The organism is Candidatus Defluviilinea gracilis (assembly GCF_057138825.1).
In genome coordinates this window covers 13,795-35,214 of the sequence record NZ_DBNHEF010000065.1, presented here as the reverse complement: position 1 = coordinate 35,214, position 21,420 = coordinate 13,795, and the positions used below count along the sequence as shown (strand labels likewise).

General features: G+C 50.5%; 27 protein-coding genes and 1 pseudogene. 19 read left to right on the top strand and 9 right to left on the bottom strand.

Annotation, left to right across the window (positions count from 1 at the left end):
- Positions 1-33 precede the first annotated feature (33 nt).
- From AC16KF_RS09930 to AC16KF_RS09920, 3 genes are read left to right on the top strand one after another with little or no spacing between them, the layout of a single operon-like run.
- On the top strand, positions 34-1,215 hold the full coding sequence (locus tag AC16KF_RS09930; RefSeq protein ID WP_484037154.1) for an amino acid ABC transporter permease: 1,182 nt from the start codon (positions 34-36) through the stop codon (positions 1,213-1,215).
- A gap of 1 nt (position 1,216) precedes the next feature.
- Positions 1,217-2,416, top strand: coding sequence for an amino acid ABC transporter permease (locus tag AC16KF_RS09925; protein ID WP_484037153.1), 1,200 nt, complete (start codon positions 1,217-1,219; stop codon positions 2,414-2,416).
- A gap of 14 nt (positions 2,417-2,430) precedes the next feature.
- Positions 2,431-3,174, top strand: a complete 744-nt coding sequence (locus tag AC16KF_RS09920; protein ID WP_484037152.1) for an amino acid ABC transporter ATP-binding protein — start codon at positions 2,431-2,433, stop codon at positions 3,172-3,174.
- Positions 3,175-3,192: 18 nt separating this feature from the next.
- Here AC16KF_RS09920 and AC16KF_RS09915 read toward each other — a convergent pair whose 3' ends face one another.
- The 7 genes from AC16KF_RS09915 to fni all read right to left on the bottom strand — a co-directional run bounded on the left by AC16KF_RS09915 (position 3,193) and on the right by fni (position 6,441).
- The gene (locus tag AC16KF_RS09915; protein ID WP_484037151.1) at positions 3,193-3,582 is read right to left on the bottom strand and encodes a type II toxin-antitoxin system death-on-curing family toxin; all 390 of its coding nucleotides are present in this window, start codon (positions 3,580-3,582) and stop codon (positions 3,193-3,195) included.
- The gene (locus tag AC16KF_RS09910; protein ID WP_484037150.1) at positions 3,582-3,779 is read right to left on the bottom strand and encodes a DNA-binding protein; all 198 of its coding nucleotides are present in this window, start codon (positions 3,777-3,779) and stop codon (positions 3,582-3,584) included. Before AC16KF_RS09910 ends, AC16KF_RS09915 begins: the two co-directional genes overlap by 1 nt.
- Positions 3,780-3,852: 73 nt before the next feature.
- A complete protein-coding gene (locus tag AC16KF_RS09905) occupies positions 3,853-4,236 on the bottom strand; it encodes a toxin-antitoxin system TumE family protein (protein ID WP_484037149.1) in 384 nt (127 codons plus the stop codon).
- On the bottom strand, positions 4,233-4,565 hold the full coding sequence (locus AC16KF_RS09900) for a hypothetical protein (RefSeq protein WP_484037148.1): 333 nt from the start codon (positions 4,563-4,565) through the stop codon (positions 4,233-4,235). The genes AC16KF_RS09905 and AC16KF_RS09900 overlap by 4 nt, the downstream gene beginning before the upstream one ends.
- Before the next feature lie 110 nt (positions 4,566-4,675).
- Positions 4,676-5,062, bottom strand: a complete 387-nt coding sequence (locus tag AC16KF_RS09895; protein ID WP_484037147.1) for a toxin-antitoxin system TumE family protein — start codon at positions 5,060-5,062, stop codon at positions 4,676-4,678.
- On the bottom strand, positions 5,059-5,394 hold the full coding sequence (locus tag AC16KF_RS09890; RefSeq protein ID WP_484037146.1) for a hypothetical protein: 336 nt from the start codon (positions 5,392-5,394) through the stop codon (positions 5,059-5,061). The genes AC16KF_RS09895 and AC16KF_RS09890 overlap by 4 nt, the downstream gene beginning before the upstream one ends.
- An 18-nt stretch (positions 5,395-5,412) precedes the next feature.
- Positions 5,413-6,441, bottom strand: a complete 1,029-nt coding sequence (gene fni / locus AC16KF_RS09885; RefSeq protein WP_484037145.1) for a type 2 isopentenyl-diphosphate Delta-isomerase — start codon at positions 6,439-6,441, stop codon at positions 5,413-5,415.
- 63 nt (positions 6,442-6,504) lie between these two features.
- Here fni and acpP point away from each other — a divergent pair, with 63 nt between their 5' ends.
- On the top strand, positions 6,505-6,738 hold the full coding sequence (gene acpP / locus AC16KF_RS09880) for an acyl carrier protein (protein WP_484037144.1): 234 nt from the start codon (positions 6,505-6,507) through the stop codon (positions 6,736-6,738).
- A 143-nt stretch (positions 6,739-6,881) separates the two neighbouring features.
- Here acpP and sucD read toward each other — a convergent pair whose 3' ends face one another.
- Together sucD and sucC are read right to left on the bottom strand one after the other, a co-directional pair.
- Positions 6,882-7,745 carry a succinate--CoA ligase subunit alpha gene (gene sucD / locus AC16KF_RS09875; RefSeq protein ID WP_484037143.1) on the bottom strand — a complete coding sequence of 288 codons (864 nt, stop codon included), beginning with the start codon at positions 7,743-7,745 and terminating at the stop codon, positions 6,882-6,884.
- The gene (sucC, locus tag AC16KF_RS09870; RefSeq protein ID WP_484037142.1) at positions 7,742-8,872 is read right to left on the bottom strand and encodes an ADP-forming succinate--CoA ligase subunit beta; all 1,131 of its coding nucleotides are present in this window, start codon (positions 8,870-8,872) and stop codon (positions 7,742-7,744) included. Before sucC ends, sucD begins: the two co-directional genes overlap by 4 nt.
- A 196-nt stretch (positions 8,873-9,068) precedes the next feature.
- Here sucC and AC16KF_RS09865 point away from each other — a divergent pair, with 196 nt between their 5' ends.
- The 15 genes and pseudogenes from AC16KF_RS09865 (at position 9,069) to AC16KF_RS09795 (ending at position 21,160) form a co-directional block, all read left to right on the top strand.
- Entirely contained in the window at positions 9,069-10,889 is a 1,821-nt protein-coding gene (locus AC16KF_RS09865) for an ABC transporter ATP-binding protein (RefSeq protein WP_484037141.1), read from the top strand.
- A 155-nt stretch (positions 10,890-11,044) separates the two neighbouring features.
- Positions 11,045-11,365 (top strand): GIY-YIG nuclease family protein, encoded by a 321-nt coding sequence (locus tag AC16KF_RS09860; RefSeq protein ID WP_484037140.1) that lies wholly within the window; start codon positions 11,045-11,047, stop codon positions 11,363-11,365.
- Between the two features lie 115 nt (positions 11,366-11,480).
- Complete coding sequence (locus tag AC16KF_RS09855) at positions 11,481-13,277, top strand: ABC transporter ATP-binding protein (protein ID WP_484037139.1); 1,797 nt, start codon at positions 11,481-11,483, stop codon at positions 13,275-13,277.
- A gap of 135 nt (positions 13,278-13,412) precedes the next feature.
- Positions 13,413-13,649, top strand: coding sequence for a DUF2281 domain-containing protein (locus AC16KF_RS09850; RefSeq protein ID WP_484037138.1), 237 nt, complete (start codon positions 13,413-13,415; stop codon positions 13,647-13,649).
- Positions 13,646-14,038: a PIN domain-containing protein gene (locus tag AC16KF_RS09845; RefSeq protein WP_484037137.1), complete on the top strand. Its 393-nt coding sequence runs from the start codon at positions 13,646-13,648 to the stop codon at positions 14,036-14,038. The genes AC16KF_RS09850 and AC16KF_RS09845 overlap by 4 nt, the downstream gene beginning before the upstream one ends.
- A gap of 2 nt (positions 14,039-14,040) precedes the next feature.
- Positions 14,041-14,271, top strand: a complete 231-nt coding sequence (locus AC16KF_RS09840; protein WP_484037136.1) for a YgiT-type zinc finger protein — start codon at positions 14,041-14,043, stop codon at positions 14,269-14,271.
- Positions 14,272-14,291: 20 nt separating this feature from the next.
- Complete coding sequence (locus AC16KF_RS09835; protein ID WP_484037135.1) at positions 14,292-14,549, top strand: hypothetical protein; 258 nt, start codon at positions 14,292-14,294, stop codon at positions 14,547-14,549.
- A pseudogene (locus AC16KF_RS09830) lies at positions 14,521-14,628 on the top strand (hypothetical protein); the annotation flags it as partial. The gene AC16KF_RS09835 and the pseudogene AC16KF_RS09830, both read left to right, overlap by 29 nt.
- A 6-nt stretch (positions 14,629-14,634) precedes the next feature.
- Entirely contained in the window at positions 14,635-14,820 is a 186-nt protein-coding gene (locus tag AC16KF_RS09825; protein WP_484037201.1) for a hypothetical protein, read from the top strand.
- 143 nt (positions 14,821-14,963) lie between these two features.
- Positions 14,964-16,031 (top strand): P-loop NTPase family protein, encoded by a 1,068-nt coding sequence (locus AC16KF_RS09820; protein ID WP_484037134.1) that lies wholly within the window; start codon positions 14,964-14,966, stop codon positions 16,029-16,031.
- Between the two features lie 73 nt (positions 16,032-16,104).
- A complete protein-coding gene (locus AC16KF_RS09815; RefSeq protein WP_484037133.1) occupies positions 16,105-17,106 on the top strand; it encodes a hypothetical protein in 1,002 nt (333 codons plus the stop codon).
- Positions 17,107-17,112: 6 nt separating this feature from the next.
- Positions 17,113-17,760, top strand: coding sequence for a hypothetical protein (locus AC16KF_RS09810; protein ID WP_484037132.1), 648 nt, complete (start codon positions 17,113-17,115; stop codon positions 17,758-17,760).
- A 116-nt stretch (positions 17,761-17,876) separates the two neighbouring features.
- Positions 17,877-19,022 carry an alpha/beta hydrolase family protein gene (locus tag AC16KF_RS09805; protein WP_484037131.1) on the top strand — a complete coding sequence of 382 codons (1,146 nt, stop codon included), beginning with the start codon at positions 17,877-17,879 and terminating at the stop codon, positions 19,020-19,022.
- Between the two features lie 209 nt (positions 19,023-19,231).
- Entirely contained in the window at positions 19,232-20,665 is a 1,434-nt protein-coding gene (locus tag AC16KF_RS09800) for a trimethylamine methyltransferase family protein (RefSeq protein WP_484037130.1), read from the top strand.
- A 252-nt stretch (positions 20,666-20,917) separates the two neighbouring features.
- Positions 20,918-21,160 carry a hypothetical protein gene (locus AC16KF_RS09795; RefSeq protein ID WP_484037129.1) on the top strand — a complete coding sequence of 81 codons (243 nt, stop codon included), beginning with the start codon at positions 20,918-20,920 and terminating at the stop codon, positions 21,158-21,160.
- Positions 21,161-21,420 lie beyond the last annotated feature (260 nt).

Genomic DNA, 21,420 nt, shown 5'->3' with positions numbered 1-21,420 from the left:
CCCCGCCCTCTGTTTTCATTTGGATGACTCTCCATGCAGCGCGAACATAACCAAGCCGCAACAATTCCATTTTGGCGCGATGAGCGCATTCTCAAAATTTTAGGGCAGATCGTTTTTGCTTTGTCTGTTTTCTATGTGGGCATGCTCATCTACCAGAACATGAAAGTCGGGCTTGCCAAACAAGGCATCTCGTTCAGCTATTCATTTCTGACCAACATCTCCGGCTTCGACCTTGCGGAAACCTCTTTCCCCTACGACCGCAACTCCGCGTATTGGCAGGCGTTTCTCGCGGGATTGCTGAACACGCTCAAGGTCGGCGTCGTCGGCATCGTCTTTGCGACCATTCTCGGCGTGATTCTCGGCGTCGCGCGCCTTTCCACGAATTTCATCATCAACCGCCTCGCAACATTTTATCTTGAACTCATTCGCAATCTTTCGTTGTTGGTATTCTTGATCTTTTGGTACCTCGGCGTTTTTCTCAAACTTCCGCGCGTGAAGGATGCCATCTTATGGCCCGGCGATATCATCCTGACGAATCGCGGCGTGGGCATCCCTTGGGGGATTCCAACCGCTTCTTTCCCGACGTTCCGCCTGATTCTCCTCTTCGGCTTGATTCTCGCCGTCATCGTTTTCTTCGCTCTTCGAGCCTATAGCCAACGCACAGGCCGCGCCCCGTTGACTCTACTCTGGTCGCTCCTCACATTTGTATTGGTTGCGGTAGCGGGCTGGTTCATCCTCCCTGTCAGACCGCTCACATTGGATCTCGCTTTCGTGAAAGGATTGAATCTCGCAGGCGGGAAAATTCTCACTCCCGAATTCATGGCGCTCACGTCGGGACTCGTGCTGTATACCGCCGCATTCATCGGCGAAGTCGTGCGCGCGGGGATTCAATCCGTTTCAAAGGGACAAGTGGAAGCCTCACGCGCGTTGGGCTTGAACGGCTTTCAAACCTTGCGCCTGATCGTTTTCCCGCAAGCCCTGCGCGTCATCATCCCGCCGCTGACGAGTCAATATCTAAACTTGGTGAAAAATTCATCGCTGGCGATTGCAGTCGGCTATCCCGACGTTTTCTATGTATCGAACACCATTCAAAATCAAACAGGTCGCGCGGTGGAGATGATCTCGTTAGTGATGTTGACCTATCTCAGCATCAGCCTTCTGACTTCGGCGTTGATGAACTGGTACAACCAGCGGATCAAATTGGTGGAGCGCTAAGATGGCAAACGTCGAATCTGTCCTCCCGCCGATGACCGAACGCTCCAACCTCCTGCGTTGGGCGCGCAAGAATCTATTCGGTTCGTGGTACGACGCAGTGTTGACCATCCTCGGCGCGTGGATCGTCTATTGGGCGGTGAGCGGTCTGCTGACGTGGGTATTCACCACAGCCGAATGGAAAGTGATCATCGTCAACATGCGCTTGTTGATGATCGGGCAATATCCACTCGAGCAGGCTTGGAGGTTGTGGATCTGGCTTGCCCTTCTGGTTTTTCTTTCGGGAAATTCATTGGCGATCTGGGCGAGAGGTTCGCGTTATGCGCTTGTGCTTTTAGTTTTACCTGTCGTGCTGGCGTTTGCTTTTCCGTTCGGTGACGAGCCGCGTAAGTGGCTGGTCATCTTAACCGTCACGGGACTGGCAGGCTGGGGAATCGGGCGAACCAGCCCGGACGTCCTGAAAAGAAGCGTGATCGCGGGGTGGGTCATCTCACTGCCCATCATCATCCTGCTCACGCGCGGACTCTCCAAATCCGAAACGGGATTCATGCCCATAGTGACGACCAACCTTTGGGGCGGGTTGTTGCTCACCTTCCTGCTGACGGTGGTCGGAATTATGTTCTCTTTCCCGATCGGTGTACTGCTGGCATTGGGGCGTCGCTCGGAATTACCGATCATTCGATGGTTTAGCGTGGGTTACATTGAGTTGGTGCGCGGCGTGCCGTTGATTTCGATCCTGTTCATGGCGCAATTGATGTTGCCGCTCTTCTTGCCAGACGGCTGGACGGTTGATCGCGTTGTCCGCGCGATGGTGGGGATTACGTTGTTCAGCGCGGCGTATCTGGCGGAAAATGTGCGCGGCGGCTTGCAAGCCATCCCGAAGGGACAGTTCGAAGCGGCGGAGGCGTTGGGCTTGAGCGGCGCGCAGACGATGGTCTTTATCATTTTGCCGCAAGCGTTGCGCTTGATCATTCCGATTCTCGTGGGACAGTTCATCGCGTTGTTCAAAGATACATCGCTGGTCGCCATCGTCGGCTTGCTCGATCTGCTGGGAATGGCGAAGACTGTGCTAGCCCAACCGGAGTTCCTCGGCTTGCAGCGCGAGGTGTATGTATTTATTTCGTTGATCTTTTGGGTGTTGAGTTACGGGATGTCGTACTTGAGTCAGCAATTGGAAGTGCGGCTCGGAGTTGGAATTCGATAACGAGGATAAGCGCTATGGCAGACGAACCGATCATCAAAGTTCAAGAAGTTCATAAATGGTATGGGAATTTCCATGCGTTGAAAGGGATCAACATGGAAGTGGCGAAAGGGGAAGTGATCGTTATCTTCGGGCCGTCGGGTTCGGGAAAGTCTACGTTCATCCGCACGCTCAATCGTCTTGAGGAACATCAACGCGGGAAGATCATGGTGGACGGCATCGAGATGAGCCACGATGTGCGCAACATCGAGCAGATTCGCAGTGAAACAGGCATGGTCTTTCAGCAGTTCAACCTGTTCCCGCATTTGACCGTGATGCAGAATATCGTCCTTGCGCCGATCCAAGTCCGCAAGTGGACGAAGCAGAAGGCGGAGGAGATCGCCATGCAATTGCTGGAGCGCGTTGGCATCCCCGAACAGGCGAAGAAATTCCCCGGTCAACTTTCGGGCGGACAGCAGCAACGCGTGGCAATCGCGCGCTCGCTGGCGATGCAGCCGAAGATCATGCTGTTCGACGAGCCGACCTCCGCGCTCGACCCTGAAATGATCAAAGAAGTGCTGGATGTGATGACCGAACTCGCAAAATCAGGCATGACCATCCTCGCTGTGACGCACGAAATGGGTTTCGCCCGCGCCGTCGCGGACCGCATGATCTTTTTCGACAAAGGTGAAATTGTGGAGCAGGGGACGCCTGAGCAGATCTTCAATTCCCCGAAGGAAGATCGGACGAAGTTGTTTTTGTCACAAATCTTGAGGCATTGATTTATTACGTGTGCTGGTTCACGAAAATTCTCTGATGTGGTTGGAGAGCCATTTCGTAAACTGGTCGCGTTCAAGCTTGCCAGCGGCAACCGATAAGATAACTTCCGTTTGTTCGTCAATACTTGCATCTATCATGTAACCGTTGATCGCTAGAAACATTGCCATAGCCGCATGACCTGTGCGTTTGTTTCCGTCTGCAAAGGGATGGTTTTGAATCAAAGAAAATCCCAACGCCGCGGCTTTTTCTGCGAGGTTGGGATAGAGTTCATTTCCACCGAAGGTCATATAAGGTTGGGCGAGCGCGGATTCGAGCGCGCCAAAGTCTCGGATTGCAACCAAGCCCCCAGTTTGCTTCATAATGCGTTGATATATTTCGAGAACTTCGGTGATGGTGAGAGATCGAATCATTATGCCAGTCGCTTGTACAGTTCGTTGTATGTCTCCAAAACGTATTCAAGCGCTTTTTGAAAATCTTCTTGCGGACGCGCGACCAATTCCTCAACACTCACTCGAAGTAATTGTTCGACGGGAACGTTGAACTGAGTTGCAAGATTTTGTAATTTTTCGAATCGGTCTTCTGAAAGCGTAACTGTAACTGTGACCATGGCATACCTCTCTCGCAATTATACAACCTTACGCGTTGATCAATTTTCCATTCCAACAAACGCCGTCGCGGAGCTATTTGTTGATAATTAACGCAACCTCATCCAATACTTCGAAAATATTGACAGGTTTGCCTGATGTGATATTCGTTTCGCTGACATGGATGTGATGCGGAAAGTTTTCAAGATGGGGGTAGTGCGGAGCGTTGTCCCAGCGGCAAATGAGATTGCCGTTTGTATCAGCCCAATGATAACTATAGGTTACAAGGCGAATCTCACCTTCTGTGTTCTGCTCAATGAATTCTGAAAATTCCATTTTGCTGTTATCCGAAAAGAAAATGCGAACGCGTAGATGACCGTTATTTGATCTATCTACGCGTTTAAGAAACTTAAAATCAACAACAACTGAATCGGTCAAGAGACGATCCTTGACCGATTCGAAGTATTCGGCGATATTCATTTCTGGCTTTCGTTGGAAAGGAATTCCAGACGTTGTCGTAGATTATCCGCCATTTGAGCCAGTGACGCCCATTCGACATAATCCATGCGGTCGTCGGTTTTGCCCGCCTGCCATCTCTTGAAAAAATCCGCTGTGGACATGTTGTGTTGACGCTCAAAGTCGCCCAGGTCTTTTTCGGTAGCCGCGAGATCAGACTGCAACTGGCTGAGTTCTAAATCTAGAACCTTGTTCAAGTTACGCGCAGTTGTTTCGCTTACCTGCCCGCTTTCGTAGAGTTTGAACAAATTACCAACTTGTTTTTTTGTATTGGCTGACGTGTGAATAGTCATAGCGCGCCTCTGTTTCAATTATACAACCACAAGCCTGTCTTTTCGCAATTCATCCAATGTTCCCGCGCCTGAGGTGAACATCGCCACCTCGATCTGTCGCTTCGTTAACTTCATCGTTTCAGTTTGTGGATGGCTGATGCGATCTCATCAAGCACGTCGAAGATATTGACAAGTTTGCCTGAAGTCACATCCGTTTCGCTGATGTGGATGTGATGCGGAAAGTTTTGGAGATCAGGGAAGTGTTTCGCATTATCCCAGCGACGAATGAGATGTTTATCTTTATCCATCCAATGATACCGGTAGCTGGTTAATTCCAAATCGTCCAGCCATTGTACGAATTCAGAGAAATCGAGGATATCGCCGTTGGTCAAATTTGCTCGAACACGGATAAACCCCTCCTCAAGGCTGGCAAACTCCCTGATGACATCAAACCTGATAACAATAGAGTCGGTCGAAAGGCGTTCTTTGACCGACTCCACGTATTCGATCGGGTTCATTCCGACGATTCGCTAAGAAGTTCGAGTCGCTTGCGGATGCTGTTTGCCATTTGAGCAAGCGACGCCCATTCGACCGATTCGGCGCTATCATCTGTTTGTCCTGCCTGGTAACGCTCGAAGAATTCGGGAGTGGACATTTTGAATTGTTTCTCGTAGTCGGCTAATACTTTTTCAATCTCGTCTAATTGAGATTGCGATTGGCTGACCTCGTACTCGACTGCTTTGTTGAGCGTTTGCGCGGTCAAATTGCTGACTTGTTTTTTTTCGTAGAGTTCAGCTAGCCAGCGGACACCTCTGGCGTATTTTGTGTTGGGCGTAGTTTGAATAGTCATGCAACACCTCTGTTTCAATTATACAACCACAAGCCTGTCTTTTGTTAGCTCTTTCAATGTTCCGGCACCCGAAGCAAACATCGTCACCTCGATCTGCCGCTTCGTTAGTTTCATCATGTCAACTGCTTGCTCGGTCGAAATTGCCGCGGCTTTGAGGAATTGACCTGCCATGCCGCCGAGCGTTGCGCCGAGGGCGATGCACTTGGCGATGTCGAGTCCATCTTTGATGCCGCCGCTGGCGAAGATGGTCATGTCGGGGGTTGCTTTCTTCACATTCAAAATTGAATCTGCCGTTGGGATTCCCCAGCCAACAAACGTCGCGGCGAGTTGACGGGTGAATTCGTCGGGGGCGCGGTGCATTTCCACTTGTGACCAACTTGTGCCGCCCGCGCCTGCGACGTCAATGGCGGAAACGCCGCAATCGGATAATAACTTTGCTGTTCGTTCGGAGATTCCCCAGCCGACTTCTTTTGCAATGACGGGGACCTCGATTTGTTTGCAGACTTCCTCGATTCGTTTTGCAAGCCCATCAAAATTTGTGTCGCCCGCATCTTGCACGGCTTCTTGTAACGGATTCAAATGGAGGATCAACGCGTCGGCTTGGATCATGTCTACGGCGCGGCGGCAGTGGTCAATGGTGTAGCCGTAATTGAGTTGTACTGCGCCAAGATTTGCGAACAATAAAATATCAGGCGCGACGCGGCGGACTTGAAACGTCCGCGCTTGTTCGGGGTGTTCGATCGCCGCGCGTTGACTGCCGACTCCCATAGCGATGTTCATCTCTTGCGCGGCTTCGGCGAGACGCAGGTTGATGGTCTCGGCTTCGGCTGTGCCGCCCGTCATCGAAGAGATGAGGATGGGAGCCGCTAGAAGTTTGCGAAACAGGCTGACCGTCGTATCGAGGCGGTTTAAGTCCAGTTCGGGCAATGCTTCGTGGATGAATCGGTAATTCTCCAGTCCTGTTGTCAGCGCAGAGCGGACATCCTGCTCTAAGTTGATCTTAATATGGTCTGCTTTTCGCTGGTCTATCGGCGCAACTTTTGACATGGGGCAGTGTTCCTGTGGTTGTATTATCTAGTACAATAGAAGAAATTCTCTGAGGAGGTTGTCATGTCTGACACATTTAACGACGTAAAGGCGATTATCAAGGATTTACTGGGCGCCGACGAGGCGAAGATCACACCCGAGGCTCGCTTCCGCGAGGACCTTGAGGCTGATTCGCTCGACTTGGTGGAGTTGATCATGGCGTTTGAAGACAAGTTCGGCGCCGAGATTTCCGACGAAGCCGCCCAAAAGATCGCTACCGTCGGTGACGCCGTTTCGTACATCGACTCGCATAAGTAAATCCTTTTGGCGATTATAACCGTAGAGCCGTCCGATAAGGACGGCTCTACGTGTTTAATTTAAACCTTTGCCACGGATTTCACCGATTCTCACGGATTGGTTTTAAAAATTTGAGAAAATCTGTGTAATCGGTGGCTGGGGTCTTACTTCAATAGCGACGGAATCTCCTCGGGATGTTTCGCTACTTTGACTCCCGCGGCTTCGAGCGCTTTGACTTTGCCTTCCGCAGTCCCCGCGCCGCCTTCGATGATCGCGCCCGCGTGACCCATCCGCTTACCGGGAGGGGCGGTCTGGCCTGCGATGAATGAAACGACAGGCTTGGTCATCTTCGATGCGATAAATTCTGCGGCTTTGTCCTCATCCGAGCCGCCGATCTCGCCGATGAGCACAACTTTTTCGGTGTGCGGATCGTGTTCGAACATTTCCAGCACGTCAATGAAATTCGTTCCATTGACCGGGTCGCCGCCGATGCCCACGCACGTGGATGCGCCCATGCCGACGAGTTTCAACGCGTACAACACTTCATACGTGAGCGTGCCTGAGCGCGAAACGACTCCCACGTTGCCGGGGATGGCGATGTTGCCGGGGATGATGCCAACTTTTGATTCGCCGGGGGTCAGCATGCCTGGGCAGTTCGGACCAACCAAGCGAACGTTTTTCTGGTCGAGATAATTTCGCACGCGCATCATGTCTTGCACAGCGACGCCTTCGGTGATGCACACGACGAGGGGAATGCCCGCGTCTGCCGCTTCAAACATCGCGTCGGGCGCGAAGCGGGCAGGGACGAAGATCACCGCGCAGTTCGCGTCGGTCGCTTCTTTTGCGAGTTTGACCGAATCGAATACGGGGACTTTTCCATCCAGCACCCATTCGCCGCCTTTGCCGGGCGTCACACCCGCGACGAGATTTGTTCCGTATGCCAGCATTTGTGTGGAATGAAAGAGTCCTTCGTTGCCGGTGATACCCTGCACGAGAAGTCTTGTGTTTTTGTTGATCAGGATGCTCATCTCGCCGCCTCCACTGCCTTCTTCGCCGCGTCGGCAAGAGTCTCTGCCGTGATCATTTTTGCAGATTTCAAAATTTCGCGTCCTTCTTCCGCGTTCGTGCCGACGAGCCGCACGACCATCGGAACTTTCGGTTTGACTTCATCCATGGCGACCAAAATTCCACGCGCCACTTCGTCGCAACGGGTGATGCCGCCAAAAATGTTGAAGAGAACCGCTTTCACGTTGGGGTCGGACAAAATGATTTTCATCGCCGCGGAAACTTTATCCGAGCCTGCGCCACCGCCGATGTCCAGGAAGTTGGCGGGCGAGCCGCCGAAGAGTTTGACGATGTCCATACTAGTCATTGCCAAGCCCGCGCCGTTGACCATGCACCCGATGTTGCCATCGAGTTTGATGTAAGAGAGTCCGTACTTCCGCGCCTCGGTCTCGGCGGGCTCTTCTTCGTCAATGTCGCGCATCTCGTTCAAGTCTGTGTGACGGAACAACGCGTTGTCGTCAATCATCATTTTGCCGTCGAGCGCGACCAATCGTTTGTCTTTCGTGATGACCAGCGGATTGATCTCTGCCAGCGTCGCGTCGGTTTCGAGATAGGCTTGCCACAGTCCCGCCGCGATCTTGCTGAAGTCGCGCCAATGTTCGCGCGGCAGGTCAATCGAAGCGGCGACATCGCGCGACTGGTAATCGCGCAACCCCAACAGCGGATCGATATGCACCTTGATAATTTTCTCAGGTGTCGTCGCGGCTACTTCCTCGATGTCAATGCCGCCTTCGCCCGAGGCGATCATCACAGGTTTTTTCGCGGCGCGATCGTTCGTGATAGCAAAATAAATTTCATGTTCGATGGCGGCGGCTTCGTCCACCAGCACTTTTCGAACGGGCAAGCCCTTGATCTCCATCGCGAGGATCTGTTGTGCGAGTCCCTCGGCTTCTGCCGCGCTTTTGGCAACTTTGATGCCGCCCGCTTTGCCGCGTCCGCCCACCAGCACCTGCGATTTAACAACAACGCGGCCCCCCAGCTCTTCGGCGATGTGTTTCGCCTCCACTGCGGTAGCCGCCACCCGTCCCTTGGGGATCGGGATTCCATACTTTGCAAAGATCGTTTTGGATTGATACTCGTGAAGTTTCATGTGTCCCTTCAAGTTCTTCAAGATAAAAGCACGGGCATTATACCACCGTGATGTTTGCGACGCAGTTGCACTGCGTCGCGTTCATGCGACTGACTCGCCGTGATGTTCGTGACGCAGTTGTACTGCGTCACCTCTGGTGGCAGTGCAACTGCCACCAGAACAGAAAAATAATTTATGGTATCCTTTCAAGCCCGCTATGAAAAATTTACTCAGAACTCGAATTTTCCTCAAGCCATACACATGGCAGATCCTTGCGACTCTCTTGATGCTGTTCATCATGACCGCGCTCAACCTCCTCGTCCCGCGCATCATTCAGACAGCGGTGGATGACGGACTCACTCGCCGCGATATGCGACAGATCACACAGTCCGCGCTTCTCCTTCTCGGACTTGGGCTTGGTTCGGCTTTCCTCAGCCTGGTCAACCGTTACACGACTGAATGGATCGCGGCTCACGTTGGCTATGACCTGCGTAACCGCACGTTCGATCACATCCAGCATATGACGTTTACGTACCACGATCATACGCAATCGGGACAACTCATCTCGCGTTGTATCGAAGACGTCCGCTCGATAGAAAAATTTTCAGGCACGGCGGTTTCCGACCTTGTGAAGTTTGTCATGCTCGCCGTTGGAGTGATCTATTCGATGGTCGCGGAGAATCCATTCCTGGCGGGGATCGCGCTCGTGCCGATGATTCCGCTTGTGTTGATGACCTCCAGTTTTGGCACGAAGATCGGAAAATTATTCTTCATCGTGGATCAAGCAATGGGCGAGGTCTCGAATCGCTTGCAGGAAAATGTCGTCGGCGTGCAAGTCGTCCGCGCGTTTGCGCGTGAGAAATACGAGATCAAACGGTTCACCGATGCGAACAATGTCGTTTTCAAATCATGGGTGCATGTCATTGACGAGTGGTCGAAGATCATGCCGACCACCAACTGGCTCACGACGGTCAGCGTCATCTTGATCCTGTGGTTCGGCGGGCAGATGGTCATGGACGGAACGTTGACCATCGGCGCGATCGTCGCGTTCAACGCGTACATCTTGATGATGGCGGAACCAGCCCAACAGTTGACGGGACTCGTCAACGCGGGCGGGGAGGCGGCGGCTGGCGCGCAACGTGTCTTCGAAGTGTTGGACGTGGAGCCAGCGATCCAGTCCGCGCCGAATGCGGTGAAGATGGAATCCCTGCGCGGCGAGGTCGAGTTCCGCGATGTGCGGCTGAATTACAAAGGCGAAAAAACCGTCTCGTTGAATGGTGTCAGCGTAAACGTCAAACCGAATCAGATCATCGCATTGATCGGACCGACGGGTTCGGGCAAAACCTCATTCATCAATCTCATTCCGCGCTTCTACGATGTGACCGATGGCAGTGTGTTCGTGGATGGCGTGGATGTCCGCGAAATGGATTTGGTGACTCTGAGAAAGCAAATTGGCATCGTTTTGCAAACTTCGCTGTTATTTTCCGACTCGATTAAAGCAAACATTGCCTATGGCCGCCCCGAAGCGACGATGGACGAAGTCATCGCCGCCGCGAAAGCCGCGCAAGCGCATGAGTTTATCGAAGGGTTTACCAACGGCTACGACACTATCGTCGGCGAGCGCGGCGTGACGCTTTCAGGCGGACAACGTCAACGCGTGGCGATTGCGCGCGCGCTGTTGATGAATCCGCGCATTTTGATTCTCGATGACTCAACTTCATCGGTGGATACTCAAACTGAAAAACTAATCCAAGCCGCGCTGGATACGCTGATGGAAGGACGCACAACGTTCGTGATCGCGCACCGTTTATCTACAGTGAGACGCGCCGATTTGATCCTCGTGCTGGATAAAGGTCAAATCGCCGAACGAGGCACGCATGAAGAACTTCTCAAACGCGGAGGACTGTACAAAGAAATCCATGACCTGCAATTGGTAGATCACGCTGGTTTTGCGGAGGAGATGGAGGAAAACTTCCTCGCTGAGCGGAGCGAGCCGATAGGCGAGCGCAGTCGAAGCGAGAGCAGTCAGGAAGCATAAAATTCCTTTTGAAACATGTCCTTCGACTTCGTTCCTCGCTGAGCGGAGGAAGGGTGCTTGTCCGTTCCCTAGTCGAAGCGTGCGTGCCCCAATGTCCTTCAACTGCACTCGTCGCAACAACTGCTCCTCGTTCCGCTCAGGACGGAGAAAACAATATGCCTTATCTTGTTTATATCCTTGAATGCGCTGATGGCTCCTTTTACACAGGAAGCACTGACAACATCAATAAACGACTCTGGCAACATCAAGAAGGCGTTGAGTCATCCGCGTACACTTTTTCTCGTAGACCTGTGAAGTTGGTTTGGGCTTCGGACGAAACAAAATATTATTACGATGCCCTCCGATGGGAGCGACAGATCAAAGGTTGGAGCCGCGCCAAGAAGCAAGCATTAATTCGCGGTGACTTTGATGGAATTCACGAGATCGTAAAGACTGAAAGAAAGCAGAGAGAAAATAAAAAGAAACCTCCTCGCTGAGCGGAGCGTAGCGAAGTCGAAGCGTGAGCATGAAGCCAACTTTTTTTCATGAACACTTGTCCTTCGACTGCGTTCGTCGCTATCGCTCCTCACTCCGCTCAGGACGGAAATAGATATGACCACCAAAATTATCCCTCCCCAATTTATCACCCAATCGGAAGAGACGCTCGATAAGGGCTACGACCCCAAGGTTGCGCGTGGATTGCTGCGCTTTGTGAAACCGTATGCGCCGCGCATGTTCTTTGCGTTGACCCTGATGATCATTGTCACTGCCGCGGCTGTGTCGGGACCGTACTTCGTCAAACTTGCGATTGACGAAGGCGTCGGCGCGAAAGATGCCCACGCGTTGAGAAATATCGTGCTGGCGTATTTGATTGTGTCGGTCGTTCAACTCGTGACTAACTTCTACCGTGTGCGGATCATGTCTCGCGTGGGGCAACACGTGTTGTACGATGTCCGCACGGCGATGTTCGAGCATTTGCAGAATCTGTCGTTGAGTTTTTATAACCGCTACAGTGTGGGGCGTGTCATCACGCGCGTTATCAATGATGTTGGCACATTGCGCGAGTTCATCACGTGGGCGGTGCTGGCAATTGTGCGGAATCTGCTTGGCATCATCGGTACGTTGGTTGCGATGCTCGCGCTGGATGTGAAGTTGTCATTGCTCACGTTTACCGTTTTGCCGTTCATGGTGCTGGCGACGATCATCTTCCGCAAAGCCGCGCGGCAGAGTTATCGCAAAATTCGCGCCGCCGTTTCGTGGACGAATTCGGTGCTGGCGGAGAATGTCAACGGGGTGCGGGTGGTGCAGGCGTTCTCGCGGCAGGAGAAAAATTATTCCACCTTCAACGGGTATGTGAATCGTTATTATCTCGAAACGAGTCTCGATGCGGCGAAGGTCGCGTCGCTATTCACGCCAGTGGTGGATGTGCTCGGCGCGATCGCAACTGCCATCGTTGTGTATGTCGGCGGGAAATATGTGTTGAATACCGAGATCACTGCAGGCGTGTTGATCGCGTTCATTTTGTACATTGACCGCTTCTTCGAGCCGATCCGCGATATGAGTCGGCGCTTCGACACGCTTCAATCCACGATGGCGGGCGGCGAGCGGATTCTCGAACTGCTCAGCCAGCCCGTCGAGGTGCGGGATGCGGAAAATGCCAAAGGGTTAGAGGCAATCGTCGGCGGCGTCCGATTCGAAGATGTCCAGTTCCATTATTCCGATGATCCGACTCTCGTCCTCAATCAAATTAATTTAAATGTGGATGCGGGGCAGACAGTGGCGTTGGTCGGGGAGACGGGCGCGGGCAAGACGACCATCGTGAAGTTGCTGGCACGCTTCCATGATCCGACGTCGGGCTGTGTGCGCGTGGACGGCGTCGACCTGCGGACGGTGACTCAGGCGTCGCTGAGGCGGCAGATGGGGATGGTTCTGCAAGACCCGTTTCTGTTCACTGGCACGGTGAAGGAAAATATTTTGTTCGGTCGTTTGGATGCAAATGATGAGGAAGTGATCCGCGCGGCGCAGGCGGTGGGCGCGCATGAGTTCATCATGGGCTTGAAAAATGGATACGAGACTTCGGTGGAGGAAGGCGGCGCGACGTTGAGCGTGGGGCAGAGACAATTGATCTCGTTCGCGCGCGCGTTGCTCGCCGACCCGCGCATTTTGATTTTAGATGAAGCGACCTCGTCGGTGGATACGCAGACCGAGCAGATCATCCAACACGCGCTGGCGACTCTGTTGAAGGGACGCACATCCTTCGTGATCGCGCACCGCCTTTCAACCATCACATCCGCAGATAAAATCGTGGTCATTCACGATGGGAAGATTGTTGAGCAAGGTTCGCATACCGAGTTGCTGGCGAATCAGGGGATGTATTACGAGTTGTATCGGACGGGGTTTCAGGAGTAGGTAAATAAACCTGACAGGTTTCCTGTGCGACATGATTGACCCAGCCGTTCGCGTGGACGCGGATTCACGATTGGGGCGGTTATGTGAAAACCTGTCAGGTTTGGATGAAGTGCTATAATTTGAGATGAGGTAACTATGGCTATTCCTAGAATCCTTGAAGATATTCAAAACCTTCCTCCCGAAGCGCAAAAACAAGTTTCTGATTTTGTGGCTTTTCTAAAAGCGCGCTACAGTGAAGTTTCGCGCAAAAAGTCCAAACGCGGAAAACTCGAAGATGAGCCTTTTATTGGGATGTGGAAAGATCGCGAAGATATGCGTGATAGCGTGAGATGGGTGCGGGAATCTCGCGAACGTGAGTGGGGAAGTAAATGAGCATCGTGCTCGTAGACACTGACATACTGATTGACGCTGCCGCTCAAAATGCTGATGCGATTGACTGTTTGAAGCATTTTGAGGGAAAGTCAACGCTCGTGGTAAGCGCAGTGACAGAGTTGGAACTTCTGGTTGGTTGTCGAAACAAAATCGAATTACAAAACACAGACCGATTGCTTGAGCGATTTCAGGTTGTCCCACTGAACGAACAAATTTCAAATGGAGCGGTTGGTTTAATTCGTAAATACCGCCTGAGTCATGGGTTGCTTCTTGCAGACGCTTTAATCGCGGCAACCGCGCTCGTTGTGGACTGTGAATTCGTTTCCAAGAATCAGAGGGATTATCGGTTTGTGTATGATCTGAAACTTTTACCCTATCCATTGAGGTAGCCATGTTCAAGTGCCATGTATGCGGTTCGACAGAATACCGCGAAGAAGTAGTGAACGAGGTATTTCAAATTGACGGCAAACCTGTGCTCGTAGAAAAAATCCCTGCGCAGGTATGTACTCGTTGTGGTGAGGAAATTTTCAGCCGCGAAACGACCGAGAAAGTACGCCTGCTGGTTCATGGGAAGGCGAAACCGATCAAGTCTGTGCAGGTAGATGTGTTTGCGTACGCCTGAGGTAAGTGATGGAGTTGAAAATGGAAACTATTCAAGTTAACGTGACATTTGACCAGATCAAGCAAGCCTTGCGCAAACTGCCTGCGCAGGAAAAGGTTGAACTTTGGCGGTTGTTGGACACGGAGATTGATCGCGTTGTGCTCGAAAAGAAATTTGTCGCGACTGTGAGCGCGATTCGGAAGAAATATTCCCGCTATAGCGAAGAAGAAGTGATGTCGGATGCCGTGAAAGCCACACGCGAATCTCGCAATGCGCGCCATGGCAAGAGTCGTTCTTGATACGAATGTGTTAGTCAGCGGGGTAATTGCTTCGGGTCATTCTGCCCGAATTCTTTATTCAGCGCGGCAAAACAGGATAACGCTCGTGACATCGCCACATTTGCTGGCGGAATTCAATGATGTGATCGCGCATCGCCTTTCGACGATTACATCCGCAGATAAAATCGTGGTCATTCACGATGGGAAGATCATCGAGCAAGGCTCACATGCTGAGTTGCTGGCGAATCAGGGGATGTATTATGAGTTGTATCGGACGGGGTTTCAGGAATGATATCCTTAACAGCTTTTCTTAGATTTGATTTAATTTCAAGATTAAGTAACTTTAATCCATTAATCTACCATTGCTATTAAATAGAAAATTATATATACTCGGTAAAATCGTTTTCGCCTAATCGCAGAAAGGGAGTCGGAGTTATGAAAGTAACCATGTTGGGTTTGAGCGGTTCAGGAAAAACCAGCTACATGGCTGGATTATATGAGGTTCTTGGGGCTAACTCTCTTGAAGGTTTCAAGATACGCCCAACATCCTTAGGCCCAGATGGCGATTGGATAGCCGAAAGCGGAAAATTTGAGAAAATATCATTTGGAGCTCGCAATTTTGATTATCCCCCAGGTACTAAAAAAACTACTGTTTGGTCATTTGACTTACTCTACGAGTCGTCCTTTGTAACATCTATTAGCTGGATAGATTATAGAGGTGGTGTATTAAAGGTTCAGCCTGATGATGCCCCTGAGGATCCAGAAATTTTGGAGAGTTTACGGGAAATAGCCACTCATATTTCTATTAGCAATGCAGTAATAATTTTTGTTGATTCTGTATCCTTGACAAGTTACAAGAATCTAAAGGAAGCAAGTTTTAAGAGCGGGGTAAATCGTCTAGTAAATGTTCTCAGCAGATTTGACCAACAGTTTCCGTTTCGACCATTGACTTATGTTATCGCCTTATCTAAGGCTGATGCTGTGGACAAGAAGTGGCAAGAAGATAATTTTGGGAAACTTGTATCCTTAGCGCAGGATACTTTTAAAGAATTGATTGATCTTCATAAACGTAATGTTTCACATTGGACGGGTGCAATAATTCCTGTGTCAGCTGTTGGTCTAGGAAATGCTGAAAATCACATACGCCTTCCTAAACATCTACAAGATTCACTTGAAATGAGCAGTAAGTTGATATCGTTCCCAGAGCCCTTAAACGTTGCCCATGCTTTAGCGTTTTGTATTTGCCAAACTTTGCGCAGGTCAAGAGATGTTGCACAGCAAACTTTATCTGATCAACGAGACCAGATAGAGAAATTATTAAAAGCTTCAAACTGGGCAAAAAACTTATGGTCTGCGCTAACGGGTAAGCAAACATCGCAAGAAATTGCATCCGAAATCTACAAGCAGCAACAATCTACATTTGCGAGTCTACAGCAGTTCGAGAGATTTATTGAACCACTTTGTCGAATGGCTGAATCGGAAATTCGAATCATTCGCGTGTAGGAAATAGGGTTCTCGAATTATGCACTATTATCGCTTTTTATACTCTCGATCATATTCAGAAGATTATCGGTGGATGATGGTTCCGCCTGTCGCGCCTGAAGATGAATTGAAGAGCCTGCTGAGAATATACGATTCCTATGATGATGTAAAAGAAATTAACAGCATAAATAGTTCATTTCCATCTATATATTTGCTTCAAGAGTTGAAGATGCTTTATTTATTTAAATGCAGCCCGTTAGATGTGGTTGATAGATTGGAAAGGCAAATTTATGGCATGGAAGGCGTTGCTATTGAGAGAGGTTTTTGGAGAGATTTTTGGTGTATCCTTCCAAAGGTGTTACTAAATCTTGATCAGTTGTTCTTAAAACAGCGAGATCTAAGCCCAAAACGTAATGATAAATTGAGAAGAGTCTCTTCTGATAAAGAGAAACTCGATTCGAAGATATTGTCTTCGACGAGTTATTTTGAAATATCGAAAAAAGAAGAATTAGCTGTCAGAGATAACAACCCCATTATTCTCCCTTTTAATAAAACTGGGTTTGAAAGTCTTGTAAAGATTACCTCATCTCCTCATCTTCCACTTGTAAATTTTGCATTTGGTGCAACAAATCAAATTCAACAGGTAGCAGATTTTAAGATACTTGCGTTCATAACTCATTCAGATGCAATACTTGAAAAACGAGAGTTTGCCGAGGCTGGCACTAAGGTTAGTCAAATTGAAACATCTAAAGCGAATCAAACTTTTAATAGTAAACAAGTTGAGCATTATGTGGAATATGAAACCTGCGAAACTCAACTGTTTTCCGCAATGTCTGGAGGCTCTAGATTATTTAATAAGCCAAATGTAAATTGGGTGTTTGTCGCTGTTTCTACATCTAAGAAGGGTGGAGTAATTGCTCAATCTGAGGTGGTGGAAAAAACATCTTATTCTGATGAGGCCCCGAATATATTACAAGTTGCCAAAAATGTTGAAATTTTACGAAAGATGCTTGATGAGATGGAAACTCTTGGCTGGAAGGTTTATTCACGCGGGGAACCATGGTGGCGGGTAACGCTGAGGAAATATAGATCATAATCGCCCATGGAAAAAAAGGATTTATTAAGCACCCTTTTTCGTGTAATTATTCGTGAAGGTGGCGAAGATGTTGTGTTTGGCGGGCTCAATAAATTCTTGGTTTTGTTGTTTGCATCGAGCTTCCAGCTTGCCTTTGGGTCTTTCGCACTTGCCTTGCCAATTGCGGCACTTACCACTTTTGGACTTAAGGCAGGATACATAACTGCGCTGGAAATGAGTAGAGTAAAAGCTCTCGGTACCGCCTACAGAGTGTCTGTATCTCCGAAGTCCAAAATTCTCGTTGCGCAAAACATCCAGCCTGCAAGCTTGGCAGATTTCCCCGTTCCCTTACCGATTGAAGCTAGTTTTTATCCAAATGATTTGATTAGAAAAACCTTGGAATCGAATCCACAGGCGAGTATTTTGGACAAACTGGCGGTTCGGCAACTTGATGTTAGACCTATTTATAAGTCGGTTAGCGAGTTGCTTTATAACGAATCGGGCTCAAGATGTGTTGAGTGCGGTAAAGCAATTTATTTACTAGAAGGCTATCAAGTGGGGCATATATCGTCGTGCTCAAGAAACCCCAATCGTTATTTTGATTGGTGTGATGATTGCTTTACTGATTTGACAATATCGAAACATAAAGTTACCTGCATTAGATACTCTTCGTGAAGAAATTATATACACGTTGTGTTGGATAATCAAGAGATCCCTTTCATTGCCAATTCTAAAACAGGAGTTGAGGCTGAATTACGTCACCAAATTTCAAGAAGAGAAAATTAGCAAACATGAATCGCCGTAGTTATCTCTTCTGCTTTCTCCTCCTCACCGCCTGCCAACCCTCGCAACCTCCTCCAACCCGAACCCTGCCTCCGCCTCATGTTGTGATTGAGGCCATCACGCCTGTTCCTCTTCCAACGGATACGCCGCTCCCTTCGCCGACTCCTACAATTGAAGAAATAATTTATCCCTACACCATCGAGGGACTGCGCCAGCATGAGTATCAAAGCGGGGAGGTTCGCATCCTCGAAACGTTGACCGAAACGGACAAGTACACCGCGTACCTGATTGATTATCCCAGCGACGGGTTGACGATCACGGGTGTGATGCAGATTCCGAAGGGTGAGGGTCCGTTCCCTGTCATTGTGATGAATCACGGATTCTACGCGCGGAGCATTTACACGTCGGGCGATGGCACAGATCGCTCGTCCGTGTTTCTGGCGGAGCGGGGATACATCACCCTCGCGTCCGATTATCGCAGTTGGGGCGGGTCGGATGTGGGGGAGAGTCTCTTCTATTCAGGCTTGGCGATTGATGTGATCAATTTGCTCAATGCGATCCCGTCCATTCCGCAGGCGGATGCGACGCGGGTTGGGATGTGGGGTCACAGCATGGGAGGGGGAGTGACGATGAAGGTGTTGACGATCCTCGGTGGTCGAGTAGCCCCGAGCGATAGCGAGGGGCGTATCGAGACCACTGTGAAAGCCGCTGTCCTCTATTCCTCCGTCAGCGCGGATCATGCGGATGTGATTGCGCGTTGGGGCAATGGTTGTCTCGGCGACATCGCCGCGGGCGAGCAACTTCTCGGATGCAATTCGGCGGATGTTGTCCCGCTTGAGTTGCCGAACAGCCTGCTCAACGCGTTTCACAACGCGCCGAGCGACTCGGAGTTGATGAAGAGTGTCTCGCCGATCTTTCATCTTGATTCTATTGACGCGCCGATACAAATCCATTATGGGTCGAACGATGGACTCGTGTACAGTGGCACGCCGCCTGAATGGTCAATCAAGTTGGATCAAGCGTTGCGCGATGCGGGGAAAGATGTTGAACTGTTTCGCTATGAGGGTGAGGGTCATTCGTTTGTGGGTCAACCGTGGTTTGATTTTATGATCCGCGTGGTGGATTTTTTTGATGAATATGTGAAGAGTGGGTAGAAAAAAGCAATTCGCGCTGAGCGGAGCGTCCTTCGTCTTCGTTCATCGCAAATTACGCTCTTCACGCCGCTCAGGACGAGTACAAACAAGCAAAGAGCGTAGACGAAGCGCGCGTTGCATGGAAACTCAACACAACTTGAAACATGCGCTTCGTCTACGGGACAGAAGAACACTGTCCCTCCGCTCAGCGCGAAAAAATTGGAGAATATATGAACAACGTCCGACCGCAGATGAGGTTGTTGAGTGAGTCGCAGAGGGAGGAGATTCATCAGTACACGTTGCAACTGCTCGCGACGACGGGCGTGCGTGTGGACTCGCCGTCGGCGGTGGAGATGTTGGGGAAAAGGGTAGGCAGGTCGAACGTCGAGGGAAGAACCGTGCGGATACCGAGCGAGGTGGTCGAATGGGCGATAAAAGCCGCGCCGCGCAGAATCCAAATCTATGACCGACGAGGGAATCCGCAATTCCAAATTGGGAATGAAGAAGACCGCGCGCGATTCGGAATCGGAGTCACCGCGTTGTTTTATCAGGAGCCAGAGACCGATACGCCTGTGGAGTTTCAGCGTAAACACATGCAAGACATGGTGCGCGTCGGAAATAAATTGCCGCTGTACGACATGGTCTCGACGATCGGCATTTGCCGCGACGTGCCAGATTATCTGACCGATCTGCTTGGCTCGCTTGAACATTTTGCGAACGGCACGAAGCCGATGGTGTTGTTGTGTTCGGACGAAAAAAAATTCGACGATGTGTTGAACATGATCCAGCATTTGCACACGCGCGACCTGGGCGACAAGCCTTTTATCATTCCGTATTTCAATCCCGTCTCGCCGCTGGTGATGAACGAAGGCACGGTGGACAAAATGAAAATCGCCATCGAGCGCGGACTGCCCGTCATCATATCCAATTACAGTTTGTCGGGCGCGACCACGCCGATCACGCCCGCAGGGACGATCGCCGTGTTGATGGCGGAGTTGCTCGCGGGCTTGGTCATCGGGCAATTGTATAAAGAAGGCGCGCCGATGTTCCTCGGCATGTTGCCCGTGTATCTCGACATGAAAACACTGCAAAATTTTTACGATCCGCAAAGCGTGTTAGACAGCCTCGCCTGCGCCGAGATGATGGCGCATTACGGCATCCCGCATTGCGGCACGTCGGGGAGCGGCACAGGCTGGGGCATGGACTTGCTCGCCGCGGAAACATTTTGGATGAACACGCTGATGATGACTCTGACGAAGGGCGGCATCGCTCCGTTCATCGGCGATACGTTGGGATCGAAAGCCGTCTCGCCGTTGACGTTTATCTACTGTCACGAGATCATTGATCAGGCTCTACGCTTCTCTTCGGGATTTCAACTTGACTCTGCTTCGGTGGGCTTGGACGAAATCCACGCGGTGGGACCAGGCAAGGGATTCGTCTCCGCGCCGTCTACGTTGAAAAATTACAAAACGGGATACTACGTCAGCCGCATCTTCCCGCGCTGGAGCATGGAGAAGTGGCTGGAGGCGGGTCAACCGCATGTGCAGAAACGGTTGAAGGAATATTCGATTGAGTTCTTGAAGGATTTACCTGTCCCTGAGGATCATGAGGAGGTGATGAGGAGAGGGGAGAAGTGGGTGGAGGGGTGGGAGAGGAAGAGGTGAGGAGTTATCAGTGAACAGTTATCAGCCACGATTGGATTTCGGCGGGTCGCGCAGCATCCTGCCTCAGTTCGTGGAAGTCCGCTCAAGCGGACTCGCGAGCGTCGCCGCGAGATCAGCCCGAAGGGCTTCCATGTGCTGAGCAAGCGGCTTTAGCCCTGCGAATCCCATCCTTGAAATGGACCCGACCTATGAAAAAACCAGTAACCGCCGCGCGTGATAAAATTGAACCACTGAGTTGAAAGGAAGCACAAAATGGCTCTGGAAACTTTGGAAAAATTACTGAAACAAGCAGATCGCCTATCTCCCAATGAACAATTGCTTCTTGCCACGCGGTTGATCGAGCGGGCAAGACAATCCGTCAAACCTATGAAAGCAAGTGACTTGCTCAAGTCTGGCTTAGTGGGTGTTTGGTCGAAGCGGCAGGATATTGGCGATAGCGTTGCGTTCGCTCGCAAGTTACGGTCACAGGCACAGACGCGGAGTCGCGCCTCGTGATTTTGCAAGACCAAGATAGCAGAGGTCGTTTATGAATTGTTATTACCATCATGGTGTTCCAGCTATTGGATTGTGCAAGAACTGTCACAAAGGCTTATGTCGGGAATGTGCTGTAGATGTGGGAAACGGATTAGCGTGTAAAGATAGCTGCGAAACAGCAGTTAATGAAATAAACGACATATTTCAGCGTACGAAAGGTCAGTACTACCGTTTGGGTTCTAATTATGTGCGCGGAGTTTGGCTTGCGTCAATATTTGGAG

What these genes read in the sequence shown, in the direction of transcription:
- AC16KF_RS09905 (WP_484037149.1), bottom strand. Translation starts at nt 4,236, where the DNA reads ATGAATATCGCCGAATACTTCGAATCGGTCAAGGATCGTCTCTTGACC.
- AC16KF_RS09810 (WP_484037132.1), top strand. Translation starts at nt 17,113, where the DNA reads ATGGAAAAAAAGGATTTATTAAGCACCCTTTTTCGTGTAATTATTCGT.
- acpP (WP_484037144.1), top strand. Translation starts at nt 6,505, where the DNA reads ATGTCTGACACATTTAACGACGTAAAGGCGATTATCAAGGATTTACTG.
- AC16KF_RS09890 (WP_484037146.1), bottom strand. Translation starts at nt 5,394, where the DNA reads ATGACTATTCAAACTACGCCCAACACAAAATACGCCAGAGGTGTCCGC.
- AC16KF_RS09820 (WP_484037134.1), top strand. Translation starts at nt 14,964, where the DNA reads ATGAAAGTAACCATGTTGGGTTTGAGCGGTTCAGGAAAAACCAGCTAC.
- sucC (WP_484037142.1), bottom strand. Translation starts at nt 8,872, where the DNA reads ATGAAACTTCACGAGTATCAATCCAAAACGATCTTTGCAAAGTATGGA.
- AC16KF_RS09805 (WP_484037131.1), top strand. Translation starts at nt 17,877, where the DNA reads ATGAATCGCCGTAGTTATCTCTTCTGCTTTCTCCTCCTCACCGCCTGC.
- AC16KF_RS09925 (WP_484037153.1), top strand. Translation starts at nt 1,217, where the DNA reads ATGGCAAACGTCGAATCTGTCCTCCCGCCGATGACCGAACGCTCCAAC.
- AC16KF_RS09860 (WP_484037140.1), top strand. Translation starts at nt 11,045, where the DNA reads ATGCCTTATCTTGTTTATATCCTTGAATGCGCTGATGGCTCCTTTTAC.
- AC16KF_RS09840 (WP_484037136.1), top strand. Translation starts at nt 14,041, where the DNA reads ATGTTCAAGTGCCATGTATGCGGTTCGACAGAATACCGCGAAGAAGTA.
- AC16KF_RS09915 (WP_484037151.1), bottom strand. Translation starts at nt 3,582, where the DNA reads ATGATTCGATCTCTCACCATCACCGAAGTTCTCGAAATATATCAACGC.
- AC16KF_RS09835 (WP_484037135.1), top strand. Translation starts at nt 14,292, where the DNA reads ATGGAAACTATTCAAGTTAACGTGACATTTGACCAGATCAAGCAAGCC.
- fni (WP_484037145.1), bottom strand. Translation starts at nt 6,441, where the DNA reads ATGTCAAAAGTTGCGCCGATAGACCAGCGAAAAGCAGACCATATTAAG.
- AC16KF_RS09815 (WP_484037133.1), top strand. Translation starts at nt 16,105, where the DNA reads ATGATGGTTCCGCCTGTCGCGCCTGAAGATGAATTGAAGAGCCTGCTG.
- AC16KF_RS09930 (WP_484037154.1), top strand. Translation starts at nt 34, where the DNA reads ATGCAGCGCGAACATAACCAAGCCGCAACAATTCCATTTTGGCGCGAT.
- AC16KF_RS09845 (WP_484037137.1), top strand. Translation starts at nt 13,646, where the DNA reads ATGAGCATCGTGCTCGTAGACACTGACATACTGATTGACGCTGCCGCT.
- AC16KF_RS09865 (WP_484037141.1), top strand. Translation starts at nt 9,069, where the DNA reads ATGAAAAATTTACTCAGAACTCGAATTTTCCTCAAGCCATACACATGG.
- AC16KF_RS09900 (WP_484037148.1), bottom strand. Translation starts at nt 4,565, where the DNA reads ATGACTATTCACACGTCAGCCAATACAAAAAAACAAGTTGGTAATTTG.
- AC16KF_RS09910 (WP_484037150.1), bottom strand. Translation starts at nt 3,779, where the DNA reads ATGGTCACAGTTACAGTTACGCTTTCAGAAGACCGATTCGAAAAATTA.
- AC16KF_RS09800 (WP_484037130.1), top strand. Translation starts at nt 19,232, where the DNA reads ATGAACAACGTCCGACCGCAGATGAGGTTGTTGAGTGAGTCGCAGAGG.
- sucD (WP_484037143.1), bottom strand. Translation starts at nt 7,745, where the DNA reads ATGAGCATCCTGATCAACAAAAACACAAGACTTCTCGTGCAGGGTATC.
- AC16KF_RS09920 (WP_484037152.1), top strand. Translation starts at nt 2,431, where the DNA reads ATGGCAGACGAACCGATCATCAAAGTTCAAGAAGTTCATAAATGGTAT.
- AC16KF_RS09895 (WP_484037147.1), bottom strand. Translation starts at nt 5,062, where the DNA reads ATGAACCCGATCGAATACGTGGAGTCGGTCAAAGAACGCCTTTCGACC.
- AC16KF_RS09855 (WP_484037139.1), top strand. Translation starts at nt 11,481, where the DNA reads ATGACCACCAAAATTATCCCTCCCCAATTTATCACCCAATCGGAAGAG.
- AC16KF_RS09850 (WP_484037138.1), top strand. Translation starts at nt 13,413, where the DNA reads ATGGCTATTCCTAGAATCCTTGAAGATATTCAAAACCTTCCTCCCGAA.
- AC16KF_RS09795 (WP_484037129.1), top strand. Translation starts at nt 20,918, where the DNA reads ATGGCTCTGGAAACTTTGGAAAAATTACTGAAACAAGCAGATCGCCTA.